This window comes from Christiangramia sediminicola, from assembly GCF_031344135.1.
Lineage (GTDB): Bacteria > Bacteroidota > Bacteroidia > Flavobacteriales > Flavobacteriaceae > Christiangramia > Christiangramia sediminicola.
Genome location: NZ_JAVJIU010000001.1, coordinates 417,670 through 434,504 on the forward strand (window position 1 = coordinate 417,670; position 16,835 = coordinate 434,504).

General features: G+C 38.3%; 17 protein-coding genes. 16 read left to right on the forward strand and 1 reads right to left on the reverse strand.

Translation table 11 applies throughout. From position 1 onward, the window contains the following. Positions 1–97: 97 nt before the first annotated feature. The 10 genes from RE431_RS01940 to RE431_RS01985 all read left to right on the forward strand — a co-directional run bounded on the left by RE431_RS01940 (position 98) and on the right by RE431_RS01985 (position 8,319). On the forward strand, positions 98–820 hold the full coding sequence (locus RE431_RS01940) for an energy transducer TonB (RefSeq protein ID WP_309560272.1): 723 nt from the start codon (positions 98–100) through the stop codon (positions 818–820). Between the two features lie 121 nt (positions 821–941). Further along, positions 942–3,059 carry a gliding motility protein RemB gene (locus tag RE431_RS01945; RefSeq protein WP_309560273.1) on the forward strand — a complete coding sequence of 706 codons (2,118 nt, stop codon included), beginning with the start codon at positions 942–944 and terminating at the stop codon, positions 3,057–3,059. 88 nt (positions 3,060–3,147) lie between these two features. Next, complete coding sequence (gene cyoE, locus RE431_RS01950) at positions 3,148–4,050, forward strand: heme o synthase (RefSeq protein ID WP_309560274.1); 903 nt, start codon at positions 3,148–3,150, stop codon at positions 4,048–4,050. Continuing rightward, entirely contained in the window at positions 4,041–4,622 is a 582-nt protein-coding gene (locus RE431_RS01955) for a cytochrome c oxidase subunit 3 (protein WP_309560275.1), read from the forward strand. The genes cyoE and RE431_RS01955 overlap by 10 nt, the downstream gene beginning before the upstream one ends. A 45-nt stretch (positions 4,623–4,667) precedes the next feature. After that, positions 4,668–5,648 (forward strand): cytochrome c oxidase subunit 3, encoded by a 981-nt coding sequence (locus RE431_RS01960; RefSeq protein WP_309560276.1) that lies wholly within the window; start codon positions 4,668–4,670, stop codon positions 5,646–5,648. A 17-nt stretch (positions 5,649–5,665) separates the two neighbouring features. Continuing rightward, a complete protein-coding gene (locus RE431_RS01965) occupies positions 5,666–6,028 on the forward strand; it encodes a cytochrome C oxidase subunit IV family protein (protein ID WP_309560277.1) in 363 nt (120 codons plus the stop codon). A gap of 85 nt (positions 6,029–6,113) precedes the next feature. After that, entirely contained in the window at positions 6,114–6,758 is a 645-nt protein-coding gene (locus RE431_RS01970; RefSeq protein WP_309560278.1) for a hypothetical protein, read from the forward strand. Between the two features lies 1 nt (position 6,759). Further along, positions 6,760–7,494: an SCO family protein gene (locus tag RE431_RS01975; protein WP_309560279.1), complete on the forward strand. Its 735-nt coding sequence runs from the start codon at positions 6,760–6,762 to the stop codon at positions 7,492–7,494. Beyond that, a complete protein-coding gene (locus RE431_RS01980) occupies positions 7,491–8,030 on the forward strand; it encodes a DUF420 domain-containing protein (RefSeq protein WP_309560280.1) in 540 nt (179 codons plus the stop codon). The genes RE431_RS01975 and RE431_RS01980 overlap by 4 nt, the downstream gene beginning before the upstream one ends. A 46-nt stretch (positions 8,031–8,076) precedes the next feature. Next, entirely contained in the window at positions 8,077–8,319 is a 243-nt protein-coding gene (locus RE431_RS01985) for a hypothetical protein (RefSeq protein ID WP_309560624.1), read from the forward strand. A gap of 4 nt (positions 8,320–8,323) precedes the next feature. Here the strand turns inward: RE431_RS01985 and RE431_RS01990 are convergent, their stop codons facing one another. Then, positions 8,324–9,517: an acyloxyacyl hydrolase gene (locus RE431_RS01990; RefSeq protein WP_309560281.1), complete on the reverse strand. Its 1,194-nt coding sequence runs from the start codon at positions 9,515–9,517 to the stop codon at positions 8,324–8,326. A gap of 184 nt (positions 9,518–9,701) precedes the next feature. Between RE431_RS01990 and RE431_RS01995 the strand changes: the two genes are divergently transcribed. The 6 genes from RE431_RS01995 (at position 9,702) to RE431_RS02020 (ending at position 16,832) form a co-directional block, all read left to right on the forward strand. Beyond that, complete coding sequence (locus RE431_RS01995) at positions 9,702–10,403, forward strand: ABC transporter ATP-binding protein (protein ID WP_309560282.1); 702 nt, start codon at positions 9,702–9,704, stop codon at positions 10,401–10,403. Continuing rightward, positions 10,396–11,640 (forward strand): ABC transporter permease, encoded by a 1,245-nt coding sequence (locus RE431_RS02000; protein WP_309560283.1) that lies wholly within the window; start codon positions 10,396–10,398, stop codon positions 11,638–11,640. The genes RE431_RS01995 and RE431_RS02000 overlap by 8 nt, the downstream gene beginning before the upstream one ends. A 1-nt stretch (position 11,641) precedes the next feature. Then, on the forward strand, positions 11,642–12,904 hold the full coding sequence (locus RE431_RS02005; protein ID WP_309560284.1) for an ABC transporter permease: 1,263 nt from the start codon (positions 11,642–11,644) through the stop codon (positions 12,902–12,904). Positions 12,905–12,930: 26 nt separating this feature from the next. Beyond that, complete coding sequence (locus RE431_RS02010; RefSeq protein WP_309560285.1) at positions 12,931–14,049, forward strand: efflux RND transporter periplasmic adaptor subunit; 1,119 nt, start codon at positions 12,931–12,933, stop codon at positions 14,047–14,049. Positions 14,050–14,110: 61 nt separating this feature from the next. Continuing rightward, entirely contained in the window at positions 14,111–15,547 is a 1,437-nt protein-coding gene (locus tag RE431_RS02015; protein ID WP_309560286.1) for a TolC family protein, read from the forward strand. A 4-nt stretch (positions 15,548–15,551) separates the two neighbouring features. After that, positions 15,552–16,832, forward strand: coding sequence for an efflux RND transporter periplasmic adaptor subunit (locus RE431_RS02020; RefSeq protein WP_309560287.1), 1,281 nt, complete (start codon positions 15,552–15,554; stop codon positions 16,830–16,832). Positions 16,833–16,835 lie beyond the last annotated feature (3 nt).

Below are 16,835 nucleotides of genomic sequence, written 5' to 3' on the forward strand. Positions count from 1 at the left end.
AGAAATTAACCGTAGTTTTAATTACTTATTATCCCAGATAAATTTAGTTTTTTAGAAAAAATCTTTATTTTAGCAACCCTTAACAATATAACGCATTATGGAACCTAAGAAAAATCCAAAGGCTGATTTAAACAGGAACAGAACTCTTTATCTGCAGCTGGGTCTTATTGTTGTACTGCTAATTACTTGGCAGGCAATAGAGTGGAAGACTTATGACCCTGATAATATAGATATAGGACAGGTGAATATGGACGCCCTTGAAGAAGAGGATGTGCCAATTACTGAAATGCAGAACACACCTCCACCACCTCCACCACCTCCACCGGCACCGGAAATTATCGAGGTAGTAGAAGATGAGGAAGATGTTGAGGAGGATGAAATTGAATCTACCGAAACTAATCTTGATGAGATCGTTGAAGTGGAAGAAGTTGTTGAGGCTCCTGTAGAGGAAGAAGTTGAAGATGTTCCTTTCGCGGTTATTGAAGATGTGCCAATCTTCCCTGGTTGTGAAAACTTAAGTAACAACAATGAGCGTAAGCAGTGTATGAGTGAAAAGATCAGTAGATATGTGAACAAAGAGTTTGATACAGATCTTGGGTCTGAACTCGGGCTAAGCGGAATTAACCGTGTAATCGTTCAGTTTAGAATTGATGAAAAAGGAAATATCGGTCAGGTAAGAGCTCGTGCTCCACACCCTAGACTTGAGCAGGAAGCTGCAAGAGTGATCAATAGTTTACCTAAAATGAAACCAGGTAAGCAACGTGGTAAACCGGTAGGAGTTATGTACTCACTTCCAATTGCATTTAAAGTTCAGGACTAATTTACTCTTGATATAATTTAGAAAATCCCGGCTATGGCCGGGATTTTTTGTTTTATATAAATTCCCTTTTGGAAAAAATGTATATTACACCCATAAATCATTAACCATAGGTCCCCGGCGTATGAAGTATATTTTACTTCTTCCTTTATTATTATTTAGTTTTCAAATTTCCGCACAGGATGTAAATCTCTCTTCTGAGATCTACCCGGAATTCGAAGAATGTGCAAGCGTAGATTATTCTTCTCAGGAATATTGCTTTAATAGCACGCTGGTAAATTTTATAAAATCAAATTTTGAGGTTCCTGAAATAGTTCAAAACGAAAATTATAAAGGTCAGCTTACGATTATTTTTGAAGTAGATGAGACTGGAAAATTTCAGCTTATCTATATGGATGCTGCCTATGATGAATTGAAAACGGAAACTCAAAGAGTTTTTGAAGCGCTTCCGGAAATTAAACCTGCTACATACAATGGCAGGCCAGTTCATATGCAATTCAAAATGCCTCTAAAAATTCCTTTACAGAATAATGTGGTAGTAGAACCTGTTGGTGAAGAAGATGAAATTCAACTAAGGGATGATGTTGAGGTTGAAGATAAGGAGGAGCCGAATGCCTTGTCAGAATATGAAAGAATTAAGTCTGATGAATTTACGAGTCCGCGCTATACCAGCCAGATAAGTATTCCACTTTCACATGAGTTCTATAGCAGGTTTGATGCTGCTTTTAATGAGATTGGAACTAATACGCACTCTGCGTCTAAACCTTTAATGTTTGCTGAAGTAAATCCTTATTATGATTTTAAGGCTAACAGAGATGAGTTGCTTCAGGATAGAAATAGTCTTGCTGGAAGAAAATTATGGAATGAACATTTAATCAGATTTCAGACCGAGAAATACTGGTTTACCTTAGACCCAGGATTTGATCTGCAAATAGGAAAGGATTTTGAACAAACCGAACATGATTTCACTTATAACAATACTAGAGAATTAATTATCCAGGGCGGATTAGGAAAGAAATTCAATTTCTACTCGGTCATTTATGAGAACCAGGGAAGATTTGCCCAATATTATAATAATTATGCTGAATCCATTAGGCCGGCGGGAGGAGATCCAGCCATTGTTCCGGGTAGGGGAATTGCCAAAACTTTTATGGATGATGGTTACGATTATCCTGTTGCTGAAGGATATTTGTCATTTACACCTTCAGAATTTATAAATATCCAGTTTGGTCATGGTAACAATTTTATAGGTGATGGTTACAGATCCTTGCTATTAAGCGATAATCCAACTCCGCATCCATATCTAAAATTGAATACTAAATTCTGGAAAATAAAATATACCAATACCTGGATGTCTTTAAGAGACGTTCGTCCGGAGGTGGTGAATAGCGGATCATTCAGAACTAAATACATTGCCAATCATTACCTGAGTTTAAACATCAGCAAAAGGTTGAATCTTGGTTTCTTCGAATCGGTAATGTGGGAAAATGATAATGACCGTGGTTTTGATCTCAATTACCTGAATCCAGTGATCTTTTATCGTGCTATTGAATTCGCCACCGGAGCAGATGGTGGGAATGCCATTATTGGTCTAACCGGGAAGTATAAATTCTCCAACCAGATGTATGCTTATGGTCAATGGTTGATCGATGAATTTTCCTCTACAGACGTATTTGGCGGTGATGGTAGCTGGAAAAATAAACTTGGCTTCCAGGCTGGCCTAAAATATTTTAATGCATTTGGAGTAGACGACCTGTATTTGCAGGCAGAATACAACCAGGTAAGGCCATATACATATTCTCATAATTCAATAACCCTCAATTACGGGCATAATAACCAGTCTATGGCGCATCTTTGGGGAGCTAACTTCAGGGAAATTATTGGTGTTGCCAGGTATCGTAAAGATAGGTGGTATGGTTCGGCTAAACTTATCTACGGAAAAAGAGGTTTCGATTTTTCTGAAACCGGAGATTATTACGGGCAGGATATTTATAGAACTGAAGAAGACAGACCCTTTGATTCTGGAGTGAAGATAGGGCAGGGAAATACTACAAATTCATTCTATTCTGAACTTGAAGCAGGTTATCTGGTTAATCCAACCACTAATTTAAAATTGTTCGCGAGCTTTATATATCGTGATTTTAATCCCCAGGCAAAGACAGTTACCAATTTTGAAAATTCTACCACCTGGATAAATTTTGGACTCAGAACCGATATTTTTAATTGGTACTTTGATTATTAGAGATTTTCATGTTTGAAAATTAACACATTGCCTTCCTTGTTAAAACCTAATTAAGAAGTATCTTTGCGCCAGTTAAAAAAAAGCTTTTTTGAGCAACACTCGCGTACATAATCCCAACGCTTCCATTCTATCAGACTTTAAGGAAATTACCAAGATGAGGTTGGCTATAAGTGTAGTCTTTTCATCTGTTGCAGGGTATTTTCTTGGAGCAGATAATATAGATTTCGTGGTAGTGACGCTTCTTGCGATTGGTGGTTATCTTATGGTTGGCGCTTCTAACGCTTATAACCAGATCATTGAAAGGAACCTGGATGCTTTGATGGATCGTACCAAAAACAGACCGCTGCCTGCTGGTAGAATGACTGTTCCGGTTGCTTTTACAATTGCCAGTGTTTTTACCGTTCTTGGTTTGATAGTGCTTTATATTATTAATCCGAAGACAGCAATGTTCGGGGCGATAAGTATATTTCTTTACGTTAGTATTTACACTCCGCTAAAGACAAAAACACCACTTTCAGTATTTGTAGGAGCATTTCCGGGAGCTATTCCATTTATGTTGGGATGGGTTGCTGCATCAGGTAGTTTTAGCATTGAACCGGGAACCTTGTTTATGATCCAATTCTTCTGGCAGTTCCCACATTTCTGGGCTATAGGCTGGTGGTTATTCGATGATTATAAAAAAGGAGGTTTCTTCATGTTGCCAACCGGAAAGCGCGATCGCGGAACGGCTATTCAGATAATTCTTTATACCTGCTGGACGATCATGGTTTCGTTGATTCCAGTATTTGGAGTTACAGGTAAACTAATGCTGACACCGGTTTCAGGAGTTATTATCTTCCTTTTGGGCATGGGAATGCTTTATTACGCGATAAAGTTATTTAAAGAAAAGACGGCTGAAGCAGCCAAAAAACTAATGTTTGCGAGTGTGTCTTATATCACGCTACTGCAAATTGTATACGTATTGGATAAATTTATTAGACAATGGATTTAACTCAGGGATCTGAAGAGAAAAAACACGGCAGAGCCAAGAAGATGATGCTCTGGTTTGGGATCATAAGTATGGTGATGACCTTCGCAGGACTTACCAGTGCTTATGTGGTAAGTAAGAACAGGCCAGACTGGCTAACCGACTTTGAATTACCAATCTCATTCTTATGGAGCACATTGGTTATCGTAGGAAGTAGTCTTACGCTGATACTTAGTAAAAGAATGATCAAGGCTGGGAATAGGAGAAATGCGAGTGCTTTTTTGATTGGCACGTTGATCCTTGCCATTCTTTTTGTTGTGTTTCAGTTTTACAGCTTTTCTGAGATCATTCAGAATGGGTATTATTTTACAGGAAGTGAGAGTTCAATCACCACTTCTTTCATCTATGTACTTGTTTTAGCGCATCTTGCCCACCTAGCTATTGGAATTATAGTGCTTTTGGTCTTAATTTATAACCATTTTAAACAACGTTATAAAGCAGGACAAATGCTTGGATTTGAGCTAGGTGCAACTTTCTGGCATTTCGTTGACTTGCTATGGCTTTACTTGATTTTCTTTTTATATTTCTTTAGATAATAAAATTGCGTATTTTTGCGCATCCTTTAACATTAAACTACTTCTATGGAGGCTACTGTCGTTAGAACAGGCACAGAAGGTAAAACCTGGGGTGGTGGTAATCAACCACTAAAAGCAAGTTACGGAAAGATGATGATGTGGTTTTTCATCCTTTCTGATGCTTTAACATTTTCAGGATTCCTTGCCGCTTACGGTTTTTCAAGATTTAAATTCATCGATTCATGGCCAATCGCCGATGAGGTGTTTACTCACTTCCCATTTTTACATGGAGTAGATGCTCCAATGTATTATGTGGCCTTGATGACATTTATACTTATTTTCTCATCTGTAACGATGGTATTGGCTGTAGATGCTGGTCATCATATGAAAAAAGGGAAAGTTACTATTTACATGTTCCTTACCATTATTGGTGGTGTGATTTTCGTTGGATCTCAGGCATGGGAGTGGAAAAATTTCATTAGCGGAGAATATGGAGCTGTTACTACTAAAGGTGGAAACATCCTTCAGTTCATAGATGGAGAGGGAGAGAGAGTAGCACTTTCAGAAATTGCAGTGCCTATCGCTGGAGACAGAGTGGAGCACGATGCAAACAACGGTATCTGGTTCGATTCTGGTGAAGCGCTTCCAACTTATAGTCTTGACGAAGTAAAAGCAGGATTCATTCAGAATGAAGATCTACTTATAAGAACACAAATGCTTACCGAAGAGGGTGAGAAAACAATTCTTACCAGAGAAGAGTCTCTAATGAAACTGAATAATGATGCCATAGGTACTGTTGAAGGAGCAAACCTTTCTCAGAACGAATATGGAACACCGTTATTCGCAGATTTCTTTTTCTTCATTACAGGATTCCACGGATTTCACGTATTATCTGGAGTGATCATCAATATCATTATTTTCTTTAACGTGATCATTGGTACTTACGATAGAAGAGGAAGTTATGAAATGGTTGAAAAAGTTGGACTTTACTGGCACTTTGTAGACCTTGTATGGGTATTCGTATTCACATTCTTTTACTTGGTTTAATTCTGAAATAAATTATTATGGCTCACGATACAACACATAATCACGGATCGGCAAGCAAAAGGATCTGGTCAGTTTTCGCAATACTTTCAGTTGTAACTATTATTGAAGTTATTCTGGGTATTATTAAACCTGAAATTTTAACTAATACTTACCTGTTGGGAATGAAGTTGCTTAACTGGATCTTCATTATCCTTACTATTTATAAAGCATACTACATCGCATGGGCTTTCATGCACCTTGAGCATGAGACCAAAGGATTGCGTAGAGCAATTGTTTGGACAGCGGTATTCCTAATTTGTTATTTGATCTTTATCCTTCTTACTGAAGGAGGTTACATTTACGACGTTTACAAGTCGGGTCATGTAGCCTGGGATTTTTAACAAAAGTTAAAAGCATTTGAAAAGGCGGTTTTATGAAACCGTCTTTTTATTTTTGTAGCCCTTTGTAAAACTGGATTTTCAGCTTATGAAAAAGTTTCTGGTACTCGGTATTTTATTTGCCCTCCCAATTACCGCATACTTGTTTTTTGCCTCCGGAAAGAACAATTTTGCCAGGCTCCCCGTATTGACAGAAAATGTAAAAGACATTTCTTCTTTTAAGACAGATTCCAAGGAGTCTATCAGCTTTCAGGATCATATTAGCGTTGTGGCTTTCTTTGGTTCAGACCTTGAAAAGATCAAGGGGAATACTTTCAACCTCGATAAAAAGATCCTTGAAAAATATTACAGTTTTGACGATTTTCAATTTGTATTAGTACTACCGGAAGAAGCCAGGCAGGAAACTAACGAATATATACAGAGCTTTGAGAAAATCACAGAATCTTCTGAATGGCGCATCGCTTATGCCAGCCCGGAAGAAATTTCAGAAGTCTTCCAGAGCTTCCAGACAACTCATAAATTAGATTCAGAAAGTCACACTCCATATGTTTTTATAGTAGATAAAGATGGAAACCTTCGAGGAAGGGATGATGATGAAGATTATGGAGAATTATACGGTTATGATTCCAGGGATGTTGCCGAGCTTAATAATAAGATGAACGACGATGTTAAAGTGATCCTCGCAGAATACAGATTAGCGCTGAAAAGAAATAATTCTGAAAGAAAAAAGTAAAATGAAAAATTACTCTTACGTAGGTATATCATTGGTTATTCTTGTTTTCGGGATACTTTTCATTCCGAAGATCATAGACAGGATAAGTGAAGATGAAGTGGTTTCATCAGACAGGTTAAATCAGAAAAGAGAAAAGACCAGTAAAGATTCTGGAGAAGCACTGTCTTATATCGTTCTCGATGGAGAGAAAAAGAAAGCACCTGAATTTGAATTTATCAATCAGGATGGTGATACAATCAGTAATGAAGATTACCAAGGGAAGGTGTATTTGGTAGAATTTTTCTTTACTACCTGTCCCACCATTTGCCCGATTATGAATAAAAATCTGGTAGAAATTCAGGACGAATTTGAAGATAAAGATGATTTCGGCATTGCTTCTTTCAGCATAGATCCTGGTCACGATACTCCGGAAGTACTTGCTGAATATGCTGAAAATTATGGTATTGATCATCCAAACTGGAATCTTATGACTGGTGAAGGAACAAAAATCTATAACCTGGCAAATAAGGGTTTTGGTCTTTATGCTGGTGAAGATGCAGACGCTGCAGGTGGTTTTGCTCACCAGGGAATGTTTGCGCTGGTAGATCAGGAAGGTTACATTAGGTCAAGAAAAGATCAGTTTGGAAATCCGCTCATTTATTACAGAGGTTCGGTAGAAAGAAATAAGTCTGTGGTTCGTGGAGAAGAAGAACCGCAAATTGAAATATTAATTGAGGATATAAAGAAATTACTTTGAAGACAACAATAAAATCATCAGATAAGGTTGCCGTACCTGTAATTATTGGACTTTCTATCGCAGTTCCGGTGATCGTTTTAGTTCTTATGCTGTTGCCTGAGCGTTATAATATGTTTGGGGTTGATGCTATAACATTTCCACTTTACCATGGAATTCTGAATTTTTTGACAGCGATTTTGTTGATCATCGGTTACTATTTCATGAAATCTGAAAAATATCTTGAACATAGAAATACCATGATCGCTGCTTTTGGACTATCAGTGGTATTTCTTTTGAGTTATGTGCTTTCCAAAATTAGTAATGAACCTGTGCCTTATGGAGGTGAAGGAATTCTAAGATATGTTTACTTCTTTATCCTGGTTACTCATATTGTGCTTTCTGGGATCATAGTTCCCCTAGTACTTTTTACGATGTACAGAGGTTTAAGTGGGCAATACAGTAAACACTCAAAGATCGCCAGGTATACCTTCCCAATCTGGTTATATGTTGCAATTACAGGTGTATTGGTGTTTCTATTCATGATGCCATATTATTGATCTGAAAATGCTTAATTTTGAGTGTATTTAGGTAAATGAATTGATGATGAAGAATTTTAAATACATAGGTTTTATTTTACTGGTGTTAGTTCTAATTCCAGAATTTGCCGAAGCTCAATGTGCCATGTGTCGTGCAGTTCTTGAAAGTGAAGCAGATCAAAGTACCGCCAAAGGAATAAACGATGGCATTCTTTACCTTATGATCTTTCCTTACCTTTTAATAGGTGGAGTGGGATACTTCATATATCGCTCCCGTAAGAAAAGAAAGAAAAATCCTTCAGAAGCTTAGAATATTAATATAGTGCATATCCAAAGCTTAGCATAAGAGGTACAGCTACTCCGGGATTATCAGTGAAAATGTTTCCGTTTGAATAATGCGCGATCTTGAGGTCAAGATTGTAATTGCGCCCTTTTCCAAATAAAAATCCAATGCCCATAAAATCCTGAAAAGTGAATTCTTCACCGGTATCCAGTCCGTCAAGTACGCTCGAAGATATATAGGCCGGCCCAATAAGTGAATAATTAAAGTACAGGTCCACTGGTTTTGTTCTTAGAAACCACCACTTGATCACCGGAAAAACTGAAATTGTATAAAATGACTCGTCTTTCTGCGTATTTAAATAGGAAAGGCTCGCGCCTGCACTAAAAGAGAAATTCTTTTCGGTATGAAAAATGTTTTTCTGATAGGAAGCCGTAATTCCATTTTCTACAAAAACATCACCAAGCCAGAACATTGGAATACTTGTGTCCAATCCGCTGGAGAATTGCCTGTTAATATTAAATCCTGCGGCATCTGAAGCATATCCTATATGAAATAGATGATCTGGAAATTTGTATTCAGTATTCAAATATTTATTCTTTACTTCATCAGATTGTTCTCTAACATGGTATACGATTCCTCCGGCAATAAAACTGGTCGCGGGCTGATTGTATTTATTACTCTGCGGAGAATATGTGAAATTTATAGCTGCATCGATCTTTGAGGAGATAGGATATAAAAGTCCGGCCGAAGTGATAGGGTAGATATATCTAACTGAAGGAATGACTACTTCTTTATTAATGTCGAAACCGGTTCTTGAAACATTGCTGATACCAGCTTCAAGGTATAATCTGGTATTGCTGAAAAACCTGAAATTTCTTCTTCCGCTGAGCGCCCAGATATTGGTCCAGACAGATTTATCAAATTTCCTGGGTTCGTCAAAATTATACTGAACCCATGCACCTGGTCTCATTACGCTAAATTCAATATCCCATTTTTCAGTAAGATGATATCCAACAGAAAATCTACCAGCAAATGCATTTCTTCCGGTGATTCCGGTGGTTTCATAATTTCCAATTAGAAGATTTTCGGAGTAATCATAATTTATAACTCCAAAACTTGCAGATAGATATAGTCCCTTGAGAGAGTTCTTTTCGTCGGAATCCTGGAAAGCAAATAGATTGTTTAAACATATAACGAAAAGCAGAAATGAAAAGGCTTTTTTCATGAAATGGTAAGGTAGAAGTATTGCAAATAGATTTTAGGATAATAGTATCTAGGCCTCTTAAAGCCTGAAATGAAAGCAAAGAAACGTAAAGATTATATGATTTTTATAACATAACTGTAACATTTTATTTTTTTGATAGTCTTATTAAGTAGAGAGTCATTTCTCCAATTAATAACCATCAATCATGATTGAAATATCAAATCTTCACAAATCCTATAAAATGGGTGCTAATTCTCTTCATGTACTTAAGGGAATTAATCTTGACGTAAAGGAAGGTGAACTCGTATCTATCATGGGTTCTTCAGGATCTGGAAAATCTACTCTTCTTAATATTCTGGGAATGTTAGATGAAGCAGATGAGGGTTCTTATATTCTTGACGGAGTGCCTATTAAGAATCTTAACGAGAAAAAAGCTGCGAAATACAGGAATAAGTTCCTGGGTTTCATCTTCCAGTCTTTCAACCTCATATCGTATAAAACAGCTTTAGATAATGTTGCTTTGCCATTGTATTACCAGGGATTCTCCCGAGGTGAGCGAATGGATAGAGCTAACAGTTACCTTGAAAAGGTAGGTCTCGCCGATTGGGCAGGACATTTACCAAATGAACTTTCAGGAGGGCAAAAACAAAGGGTTGCCATTGCAAGGGCGCTGGCTAGTGATCCTAAAGTTCTGCTGGCCGATGAGCCTACAGGAGCTTTAGATACTAAAACCTCGTACGAGGTAATGGATCTTATTCAGGAGATCAACGACGACGGAAGAACTATCCTGGTCGTAACCCACGAACACGATATCGCTCAGATGACCAAAAGGATCGTGAATCTGAAAGATGGTGTTATTATAGAGGACACGGTAGTTTCACAGGTAAGAGCATTAGAGAATGTTTGATTTAGACAGGTGGAACGAAATTTTTGAAACCATTCGTAAGAATAAATTACGAACGTTTCTAACAGGACTTTCGGTTGCTTCCGGGATATTTATTTTGGTGATTTTACTGGGTATTGGTGAAGGAATGCGTAACGGAATTGCTCGTGAATTTGAGCAAGATGCTTCCAATCTCATTTATGTCTTTCCTGGCGTTACTTCAAAAGAGTATAAAGGTTTAAATCCTGGTAGAAGGATACAGATGAAGAATGATGATTACAATAAAATACTTCTTCTTTTTGGAGATAAATTAGATAAATCTGCATCAACTTTTCAGAATTGGGGTAGAGTTATTAGTTACGGAAAAGAATCTGGTTCTTACGACGTGCGTGGTAGCTTTCCGGCTTACCAGACTTTGGAGAACATATCGCTGATGAGTGGGAGATTCATCGATATTCATGATGTAGAGAACTCTGAAAAAACCATGGTAATTGGTAACCGGGTTAAAATGGATCTTTTTAAAGATAAAGATCCTATTGGTGAAATTGTTCAGGTTTCCGGAGTGAATTTTAAGGTGGTTGGAGTTTATACAGATCCGGGTGGTGAACGAGAAGAAACCAGAACGGTAATACCTATCACTACTGCGCAGAAGGCCTTTGGAGGTGGTAATAATATCGATAGATTATATATCACTTTGAAACCTGAAGATAGCTTTGATGAAGCAGTTGCAGTTTCAACTCAATTCTCTGCCGATCTGGAAGAATTTCTAAAATCAAGACATACCATTGCACCTGATGATAACAGTGCGATCTATATTAATAATACACTGGAAAATGCTAAGCGATTCTTCACTCTAATGGATATGATCAAATTCTTTTTCTGGGGAGTTGGTATATGTACCATAATCGCTGGGGTTGTTGGGGTTAGTAATATTATGCTGATCATCGTTAAGGAACGTACTAGAGAGATTGGTATTAGAAAAGCATTAGGAGCTCAGCCTATGTCTATCATTGGGATGATTCTTCATGAGTCTATTTTTGTGACGGCGATTGCTGGATTTCTAGGACTCATCTTTAGTCTTGCTTTACTTGAATTTGTTGGTCCTGCTATAGAAACGCAATATATCTACAATCCAACAGTGAACTTTACTGTAGCCATAAATACAGTTTTCATACTTGTTCTTGCCGGAGCACTGGCGGGATTTTTCCCAGCCTGGAGAGCCGCAAGGATCAAACCGATAACAGCTTTAAGAGACGAATAATATGTTTAGCAGGGATCGTTGGGAAGAAATAATAGAAGCACTAACTGCGAACTGGTTCAGAACCATTCTAACAGCTTTTGGAGTGTTATGGGGAATATTTATCCTTGTAATTCTATTGGCGGCAGGTAAAGGGCTTGAAAACGGAGTAAAACAAGGTTTTAGTGGAATTGCTACAAATACCATGTTCATGTGGACTCAGGTAGCATCTAAACCATATAAAGGAATGCCTAAGGGCCGCAGATACAGTTTTGAGATCGAAGATGTAGCGGCTATAAAAGAGCAGGTTCCGGGATTGAGATTTGTCTCTCCAAGAAATCAGTTAGGAGGATTTGGTGGTGATAATAATGTAGTTAGAGGCTTGAATAGTGGAGCTTTCAATGTCTATGGAGATTATCCTGAGATCATTCAGCAGGAAACCATGGACATTACTTCAGGTAGATTTCTGAATTACTCAGATATAAATGGGAAGCGGAAAGTTGCCATTATTGGCGACGGAGTTGAATCTGCCTTATACGATAAGGGTGAAGATCCTTTAGGAACTTATATTAAGATCAACGGAGTGAATTTCATGGTCATTGGTACCTATAAGAAAAAGAGTCGTGGAGGTGATGCAGAAGAAGGACAAAAGGAAATTTATGTTCCTTTTACAGCATTTTCACAGGCTTTCAACCGCGGAAATAAGGTAGGTTGGATGGCTATTACGGCAAAAGATGGTTCCTCAATTACTAATTTAAAAGGGAATATTATTGAGATCATTAAGAGCCGACACACAATTCATCCTGAAGATGACCGTGCGGTAGGAAATTTTGATCTCTACCAGGAATTTAGCAAAGTTAACGGACTCTTTATAGCATTGAAAGCAGTTGCCTATTTCGTAGGTGTACTGGTATTGCTTTCTGGAATTATTGGTATTAGCAATATTATGCTCATCGTAGTAAAGGAAAGAACGAATGAAATTGGAGTGCGCCGGGCGCTTGGAGCAACTCCCTGGTCTATTCGTGGTCAGATCTTAATGGAGTCAATTTTCCTTACCATAATTTCTGGGATGGCAGGTATTATCCTGGCAACCGCAGTTATCTGGCTGGTGAATCTTCAGCTGGACGGCATGGATACTTCAGAAATGATGTTTTTAAATCCGTCGGTGAATCTCGGCGTAGTAATGATCGCATTAACCATATTAATAATATCCGGTTTGTTAGCCGGTCTAATCCCAGCACAGCATGCGATAAAGGTAAAGCCTGTTGATGCTTTGCGTACTGAATAGAAAGTAAATAGAAACACAATCAAAAAATGAAAAAATTTGTAACCATCGGAATTTTAGTGCTTATCGCTGTGACCTTTGTTGGAGCCTTGTACTATTTGTATCAAAAAAACCAGGAGGATCCAGTTGTTTATGAAACCGAGGAGCCAACTGAACAAACAATCATCAAGAAAACCGTTGCAACAGGAAAGATAGTTCCTAAAGAAGAAGTGCTTATCAAGCCTAATATTTCAGGTATTATCGATGAGATATATATTGAAGCCGGAGACAAGATCAAGGCTGGAGATCTAATTGCAAAGATCAGGGTGATTCCTAACGTATCTTCACTTCAGAGTGCAAAAGATGCTGTAGCAACTGCAAGGATCAATTTAGAAAATGAAAGAAAGGTTTTTGAAAGGCAGAAAGAGCTTTTTGATAAAGGAGTTATTGCTGCCAACGATTTTGACGGAGCTGAAGTGAGCTTTAAAAGAGCAGAGCAGAATTACAAATCGGCTCAACAGAACTACGAGATCGTAAGAACTGGAACTACCAGCGGTATTGGAAGTGCAGCCAATACCTTGATCAGGTCTACTGTTGAAGGTATGGTGCTGGATGTGCCTGTGAAGACCGGTAACCAGGTTATTGAAAGTAACAACTTCAATGACGGTACTACCATTGCAACCCTTGCAGATGTGAATGAAATGATCTTTGAAGGAAAAGTTGACGAGAGCGAAGTAGGAAAGATCAAAGAAGAATTACCACTGGAAGTTACGGTTGGAGCGATAGAAAATAAATCTTTTGATGCTATACTTGATTATATCGCACCAAAAGGAGTTGAAGAGAATGGAGCTATCCAATTTGAAATTAAAGGAACATTGAGCAAATCTGATACTACCTTCATTCGTGCAGGATTAAGTGCAAATGCTTCCATTATCCTTGCTAAAGCTGAAAATGTTCTTTCCATCAAAGAAGCATTGGTTCAGTTTGATTCAGAAACTCAGGAGCCATATGTTGAAATTATGACCGGAGACCAGGAATTCGAAAAGCAGGATGTTGAGCTGGGTGTTAGCGACGGAATTAATGTTGAGGTGCTTAGCGGAGTGCAAAAAGGAGATAAGATCAAGGTTTGGAACCAGCTGAAACCGGCAATGAACATCGCTCAAAACTAGAAAATTTATTCCTTGTGTAACAACCTACACATTTTACAGACATATCTTACAGAATAACATTATGAAGAATTTTAGCTTAATAGCCATATTATTGCTTTTTTGTAGCCAGGTGAGCGCTCAACAAAAGGAATGGACTTTAGAAGAGTGTGTGAATTATGCACTTGAGAACAATATTCAGGTAAAGCAATCTGAGCTTGATCTGGAGGTTTCTGAAATTGAAAGAATAGATGCCCTTGGAAATTTTATTCCGAGTATCAATGCACAGGCTTCCAATTCCTGGAATACAGGTTTAACGCAGAACGTTACCACCGGTATCCTTCAAAACCAAACCGTGAGAAACTTCTCTGCAGGAGTTAGTGCCGGGATCACTTTATTCGACGGACTTAGAAATTTTAAACAGTTACAAAGAGCTCGTATCTCTAAAATGGCCAATGAATATGCCCTGGATAAAATGGAAGATGATATTGCTCTTTTTGTAGCAGATTCATATTTACAGGTGCTTTTCAATAAGCAAAGTCTTGAGGTGCTGCGTGCACAGAATGAAGTTACCGTAGAGCAACTTCAAAGAACTCAGGATCTTGTTGATGCTGGTGTTTTACCGGAAGGTGATCTTCTGGAGATAAGAGCGAGCATGGCAGATGAAAAACAAAGAATGATCCTTGCTGAGAACCAGATCCAGATCTCTTTGATCAGCCTTGCGCAGATCCTTGGAATTCAGGATTACAAGAATTTCGATATCGTAGATCGTGATTACGATGTTTTCGGAAATGAGATCCTTGAGAATTCGGCTAATGAGGTTGTTGAAAGAGCAAAAGAAGAGCGTTCAGAGATCAGGATAGCAGAAGCTAATAAGGAACTTGCGGAAAAAGATGTTGAACTTGCAAGAGGGGCCTATTTACCAACTCTTAATGCATTTTTCAATTATAATACCAGGGAAACCGGACAGGGTAGAATTACCGGTGCAGTATTAGATCCTAATGAACCATCAAGGCAGATAGGTGTTGTGCAAGGATCGCAGGAGATCGTTGTGGCGCCAAATACAATCCCAACAGTTGGGAGTCCGCTACCATTTATGGAGCAATTGTATAGAAATGACGGTATTAGCTATGGTGTGCAGTTGAATGTGCCGATCCTGAACGGCTTTGCAACAAGAAACCAGGTGAAGAGAAATGAGATCAATGTAAAGCGTGCTGAATTTCAGTTAGAGCAGGCAGAACTTGATCTGGAAGCAAATGTTTACCAGGCTTACACAGATGCTAAAGGTGCTTTCGAAGCTTACGAAGCTGCCTTGGTTGCTTCTGAAGCTCAGGCGAAGGCTTACGAATACGCGACCGAAAGGTATGATGTGGGATTGACCAATGCCTTTGATTTCAGTCAGGCAAAAATTCGTTACGAAAACACTCAAAGAGAGGCTTTAAGGGCTAAGTACGACTATATTTTTAAATTAAAGGTTGTAGAATTGTATTTTGGAATTCCGGTAAGGGATTTAAAATTTTAATTAAATGAATAAAAAGACACTTTTCATCATTCTCGGGGTTGTAGTAGCCTTGATTATTGTATTGGTAATCGGTAAAAAAGCTGGTTGGTTTGGGAAATCAGCAAATATTAAGGAGGTTGAGATCACAGAAATTCAGCCTATAGATATTACCGAAACCGTTTCTGCTACTGGAAAGATCCAGCCTGAAGTTGAGGTGAAACTATCATCGGAAGTATCTGGGGAAATCATTGAATTACCGGTTGTAGAAGGGCAAAGTGTTGAAAAGGGGGATCTTTTAGTAAGAGTAAACCCTGATCTTTACCAGTCTAGCGTACAAAGAGCTAGAGCTGGTTATCAGAATTCAAAAGCTAATTATGCTCAGACTCAGGCTAACTTAAAGCAGGCTGAAGCAGATTACAACAGAAATAAAACACTTTTTGAAAAAGGTGTTATCTCTAAAGCTGAATGGGATGGTGTTATTTCTAACTACGAAATGGCTCAGGCGAACAAAGAATCATCATATTACAGCATGCAGAGTAGTGCGGCAACCGTAACCGAAGCTCAGGATAACCTTGGAAGAACCAATATTTATGCGCCAATGACCGGAACTATTTCCAAGCTTGATGCTGAACTTGGTGAAAGAGTGGTTGGAACTCAGCAAATGGCCGGTACCGAAATTCTTCGTGTAGCCAACCTTGATAATATGGAAGTGGAGGTTGATGTAAATGAAAATGATATTGTGAAAGTTTCTGTGGGTGATTCTACGATCGTTGAGGTTGATGCATATCTTGGAAAGGAATTTAGCGGCGTTGTTACTGAAATTTCGAATACAGCAGACAATGAACTCACTACAGACCAGGTGACCAACTTTAAGGTGAAAGTTAGAATTCTTAAAGAATCTTATGCTGATCTTATGGAAGGAAAGTCGGAAAATTATTCACCTTTCAGACCTGGAATGACGGCAACTGTAGACATAATTACTAATAAGAGGATGGAAGTGATCGGTATCCCGATCAGCTCTATTGTGATCAAAAGTGATACGACTTCCACGAAGAAATCATTTTCAGCAAAACCAGCCGGGAATGATGAAGAAAAATTTGAATGTGTATTTGTAAAAGACGGCGGAAAAGCTAAACTTCGCGTGGTAGAAACTGGAATACAGGATGACTCTAATATCGAGATCAAGAAAGGTCTCAAAAAGGGTGATATTGTAATTACCGGGCCATATAGTACCGTGACTAAAAGCCTGGATTCTGGGGACGAAATTGAAGTGAAGAAAGAAGGAGAAGAGAAAGAAACTGAGTAAATC

What these genes read in the sequence shown, in the direction of transcription:
- RE431_RS02010 (WP_309560285.1), top strand. Translation starts at nt 12,931, where the DNA reads ATGAAAAAATTTGTAACCATCGGAATTTTAGTGCTTATCGCTGTGACC.
- RE431_RS02000 (WP_309560283.1), top strand. Translation starts at nt 10,396, where the DNA reads ATGTTTGATTTAGACAGGTGGAACGAAATTTTTGAAACCATTCGTAAG.
- RE431_RS01965 (WP_309560277.1), top strand. Translation starts at nt 5,666, where the DNA reads ATGGCTCACGATACAACACATAATCACGGATCGGCAAGCAAAAGGATC.
- RE431_RS01960 (WP_309560276.1), top strand. Translation starts at nt 4,668, where the DNA reads ATGGAGGCTACTGTCGTTAGAACAGGCACAGAAGGTAAAACCTGGGGT.
- RE431_RS01990 (WP_309560281.1), bottom strand. Translation starts at nt 9,517, where the DNA reads ATGAAAAAAGCCTTTTCATTTCTGCTTTTCGTTATATGTTTAAACAAT.
- RE431_RS02015 (WP_309560286.1), top strand. Translation starts at nt 14,111, where the DNA reads ATGAAGAATTTTAGCTTAATAGCCATATTATTGCTTTTTTGTAGCCAG.
- RE431_RS02005 (WP_309560284.1), top strand. Translation starts at nt 11,642, where the DNA reads ATGTTTAGCAGGGATCGTTGGGAAGAAATAATAGAAGCACTAACTGCG.
- RE431_RS01955 (WP_309560275.1), top strand. Translation starts at nt 4,041, where the DNA reads ATGGATTTAACTCAGGGATCTGAAGAGAAAAAACACGGCAGAGCCAAG.
- RE431_RS01985 (WP_309560624.1), top strand. Translation starts at nt 8,077, where the DNA reads ATGAAGAATTTTAAATACATAGGTTTTATTTTACTGGTGTTAGTTCTA.
- RE431_RS01970 (WP_309560278.1), top strand. Translation starts at nt 6,114, where the DNA reads ATGAAAAAGTTTCTGGTACTCGGTATTTTATTTGCCCTCCCAATTACC.
- RE431_RS01940 (WP_309560272.1), top strand. Translation starts at nt 98, where the DNA reads ATGGAACCTAAGAAAAATCCAAAGGCTGATTTAAACAGGAACAGAACT.
- RE431_RS01975 (WP_309560279.1), top strand. Translation starts at nt 6,760, where the DNA reads ATGAAAAATTACTCTTACGTAGGTATATCATTGGTTATTCTTGTTTTC.
- RE431_RS01945 (WP_309560273.1), top strand. Translation starts at nt 942, where the DNA reads ATGAAGTATATTTTACTTCTTCCTTTATTATTATTTAGTTTTCAAATT.
- RE431_RS01995 (WP_309560282.1), top strand. Translation starts at nt 9,702, where the DNA reads ATGATTGAAATATCAAATCTTCACAAATCCTATAAAATGGGTGCTAAT.
- RE431_RS02020 (WP_309560287.1), top strand. Translation starts at nt 15,552, where the DNA reads ATGAATAAAAAGACACTTTTCATCATTCTCGGGGTTGTAGTAGCCTTG.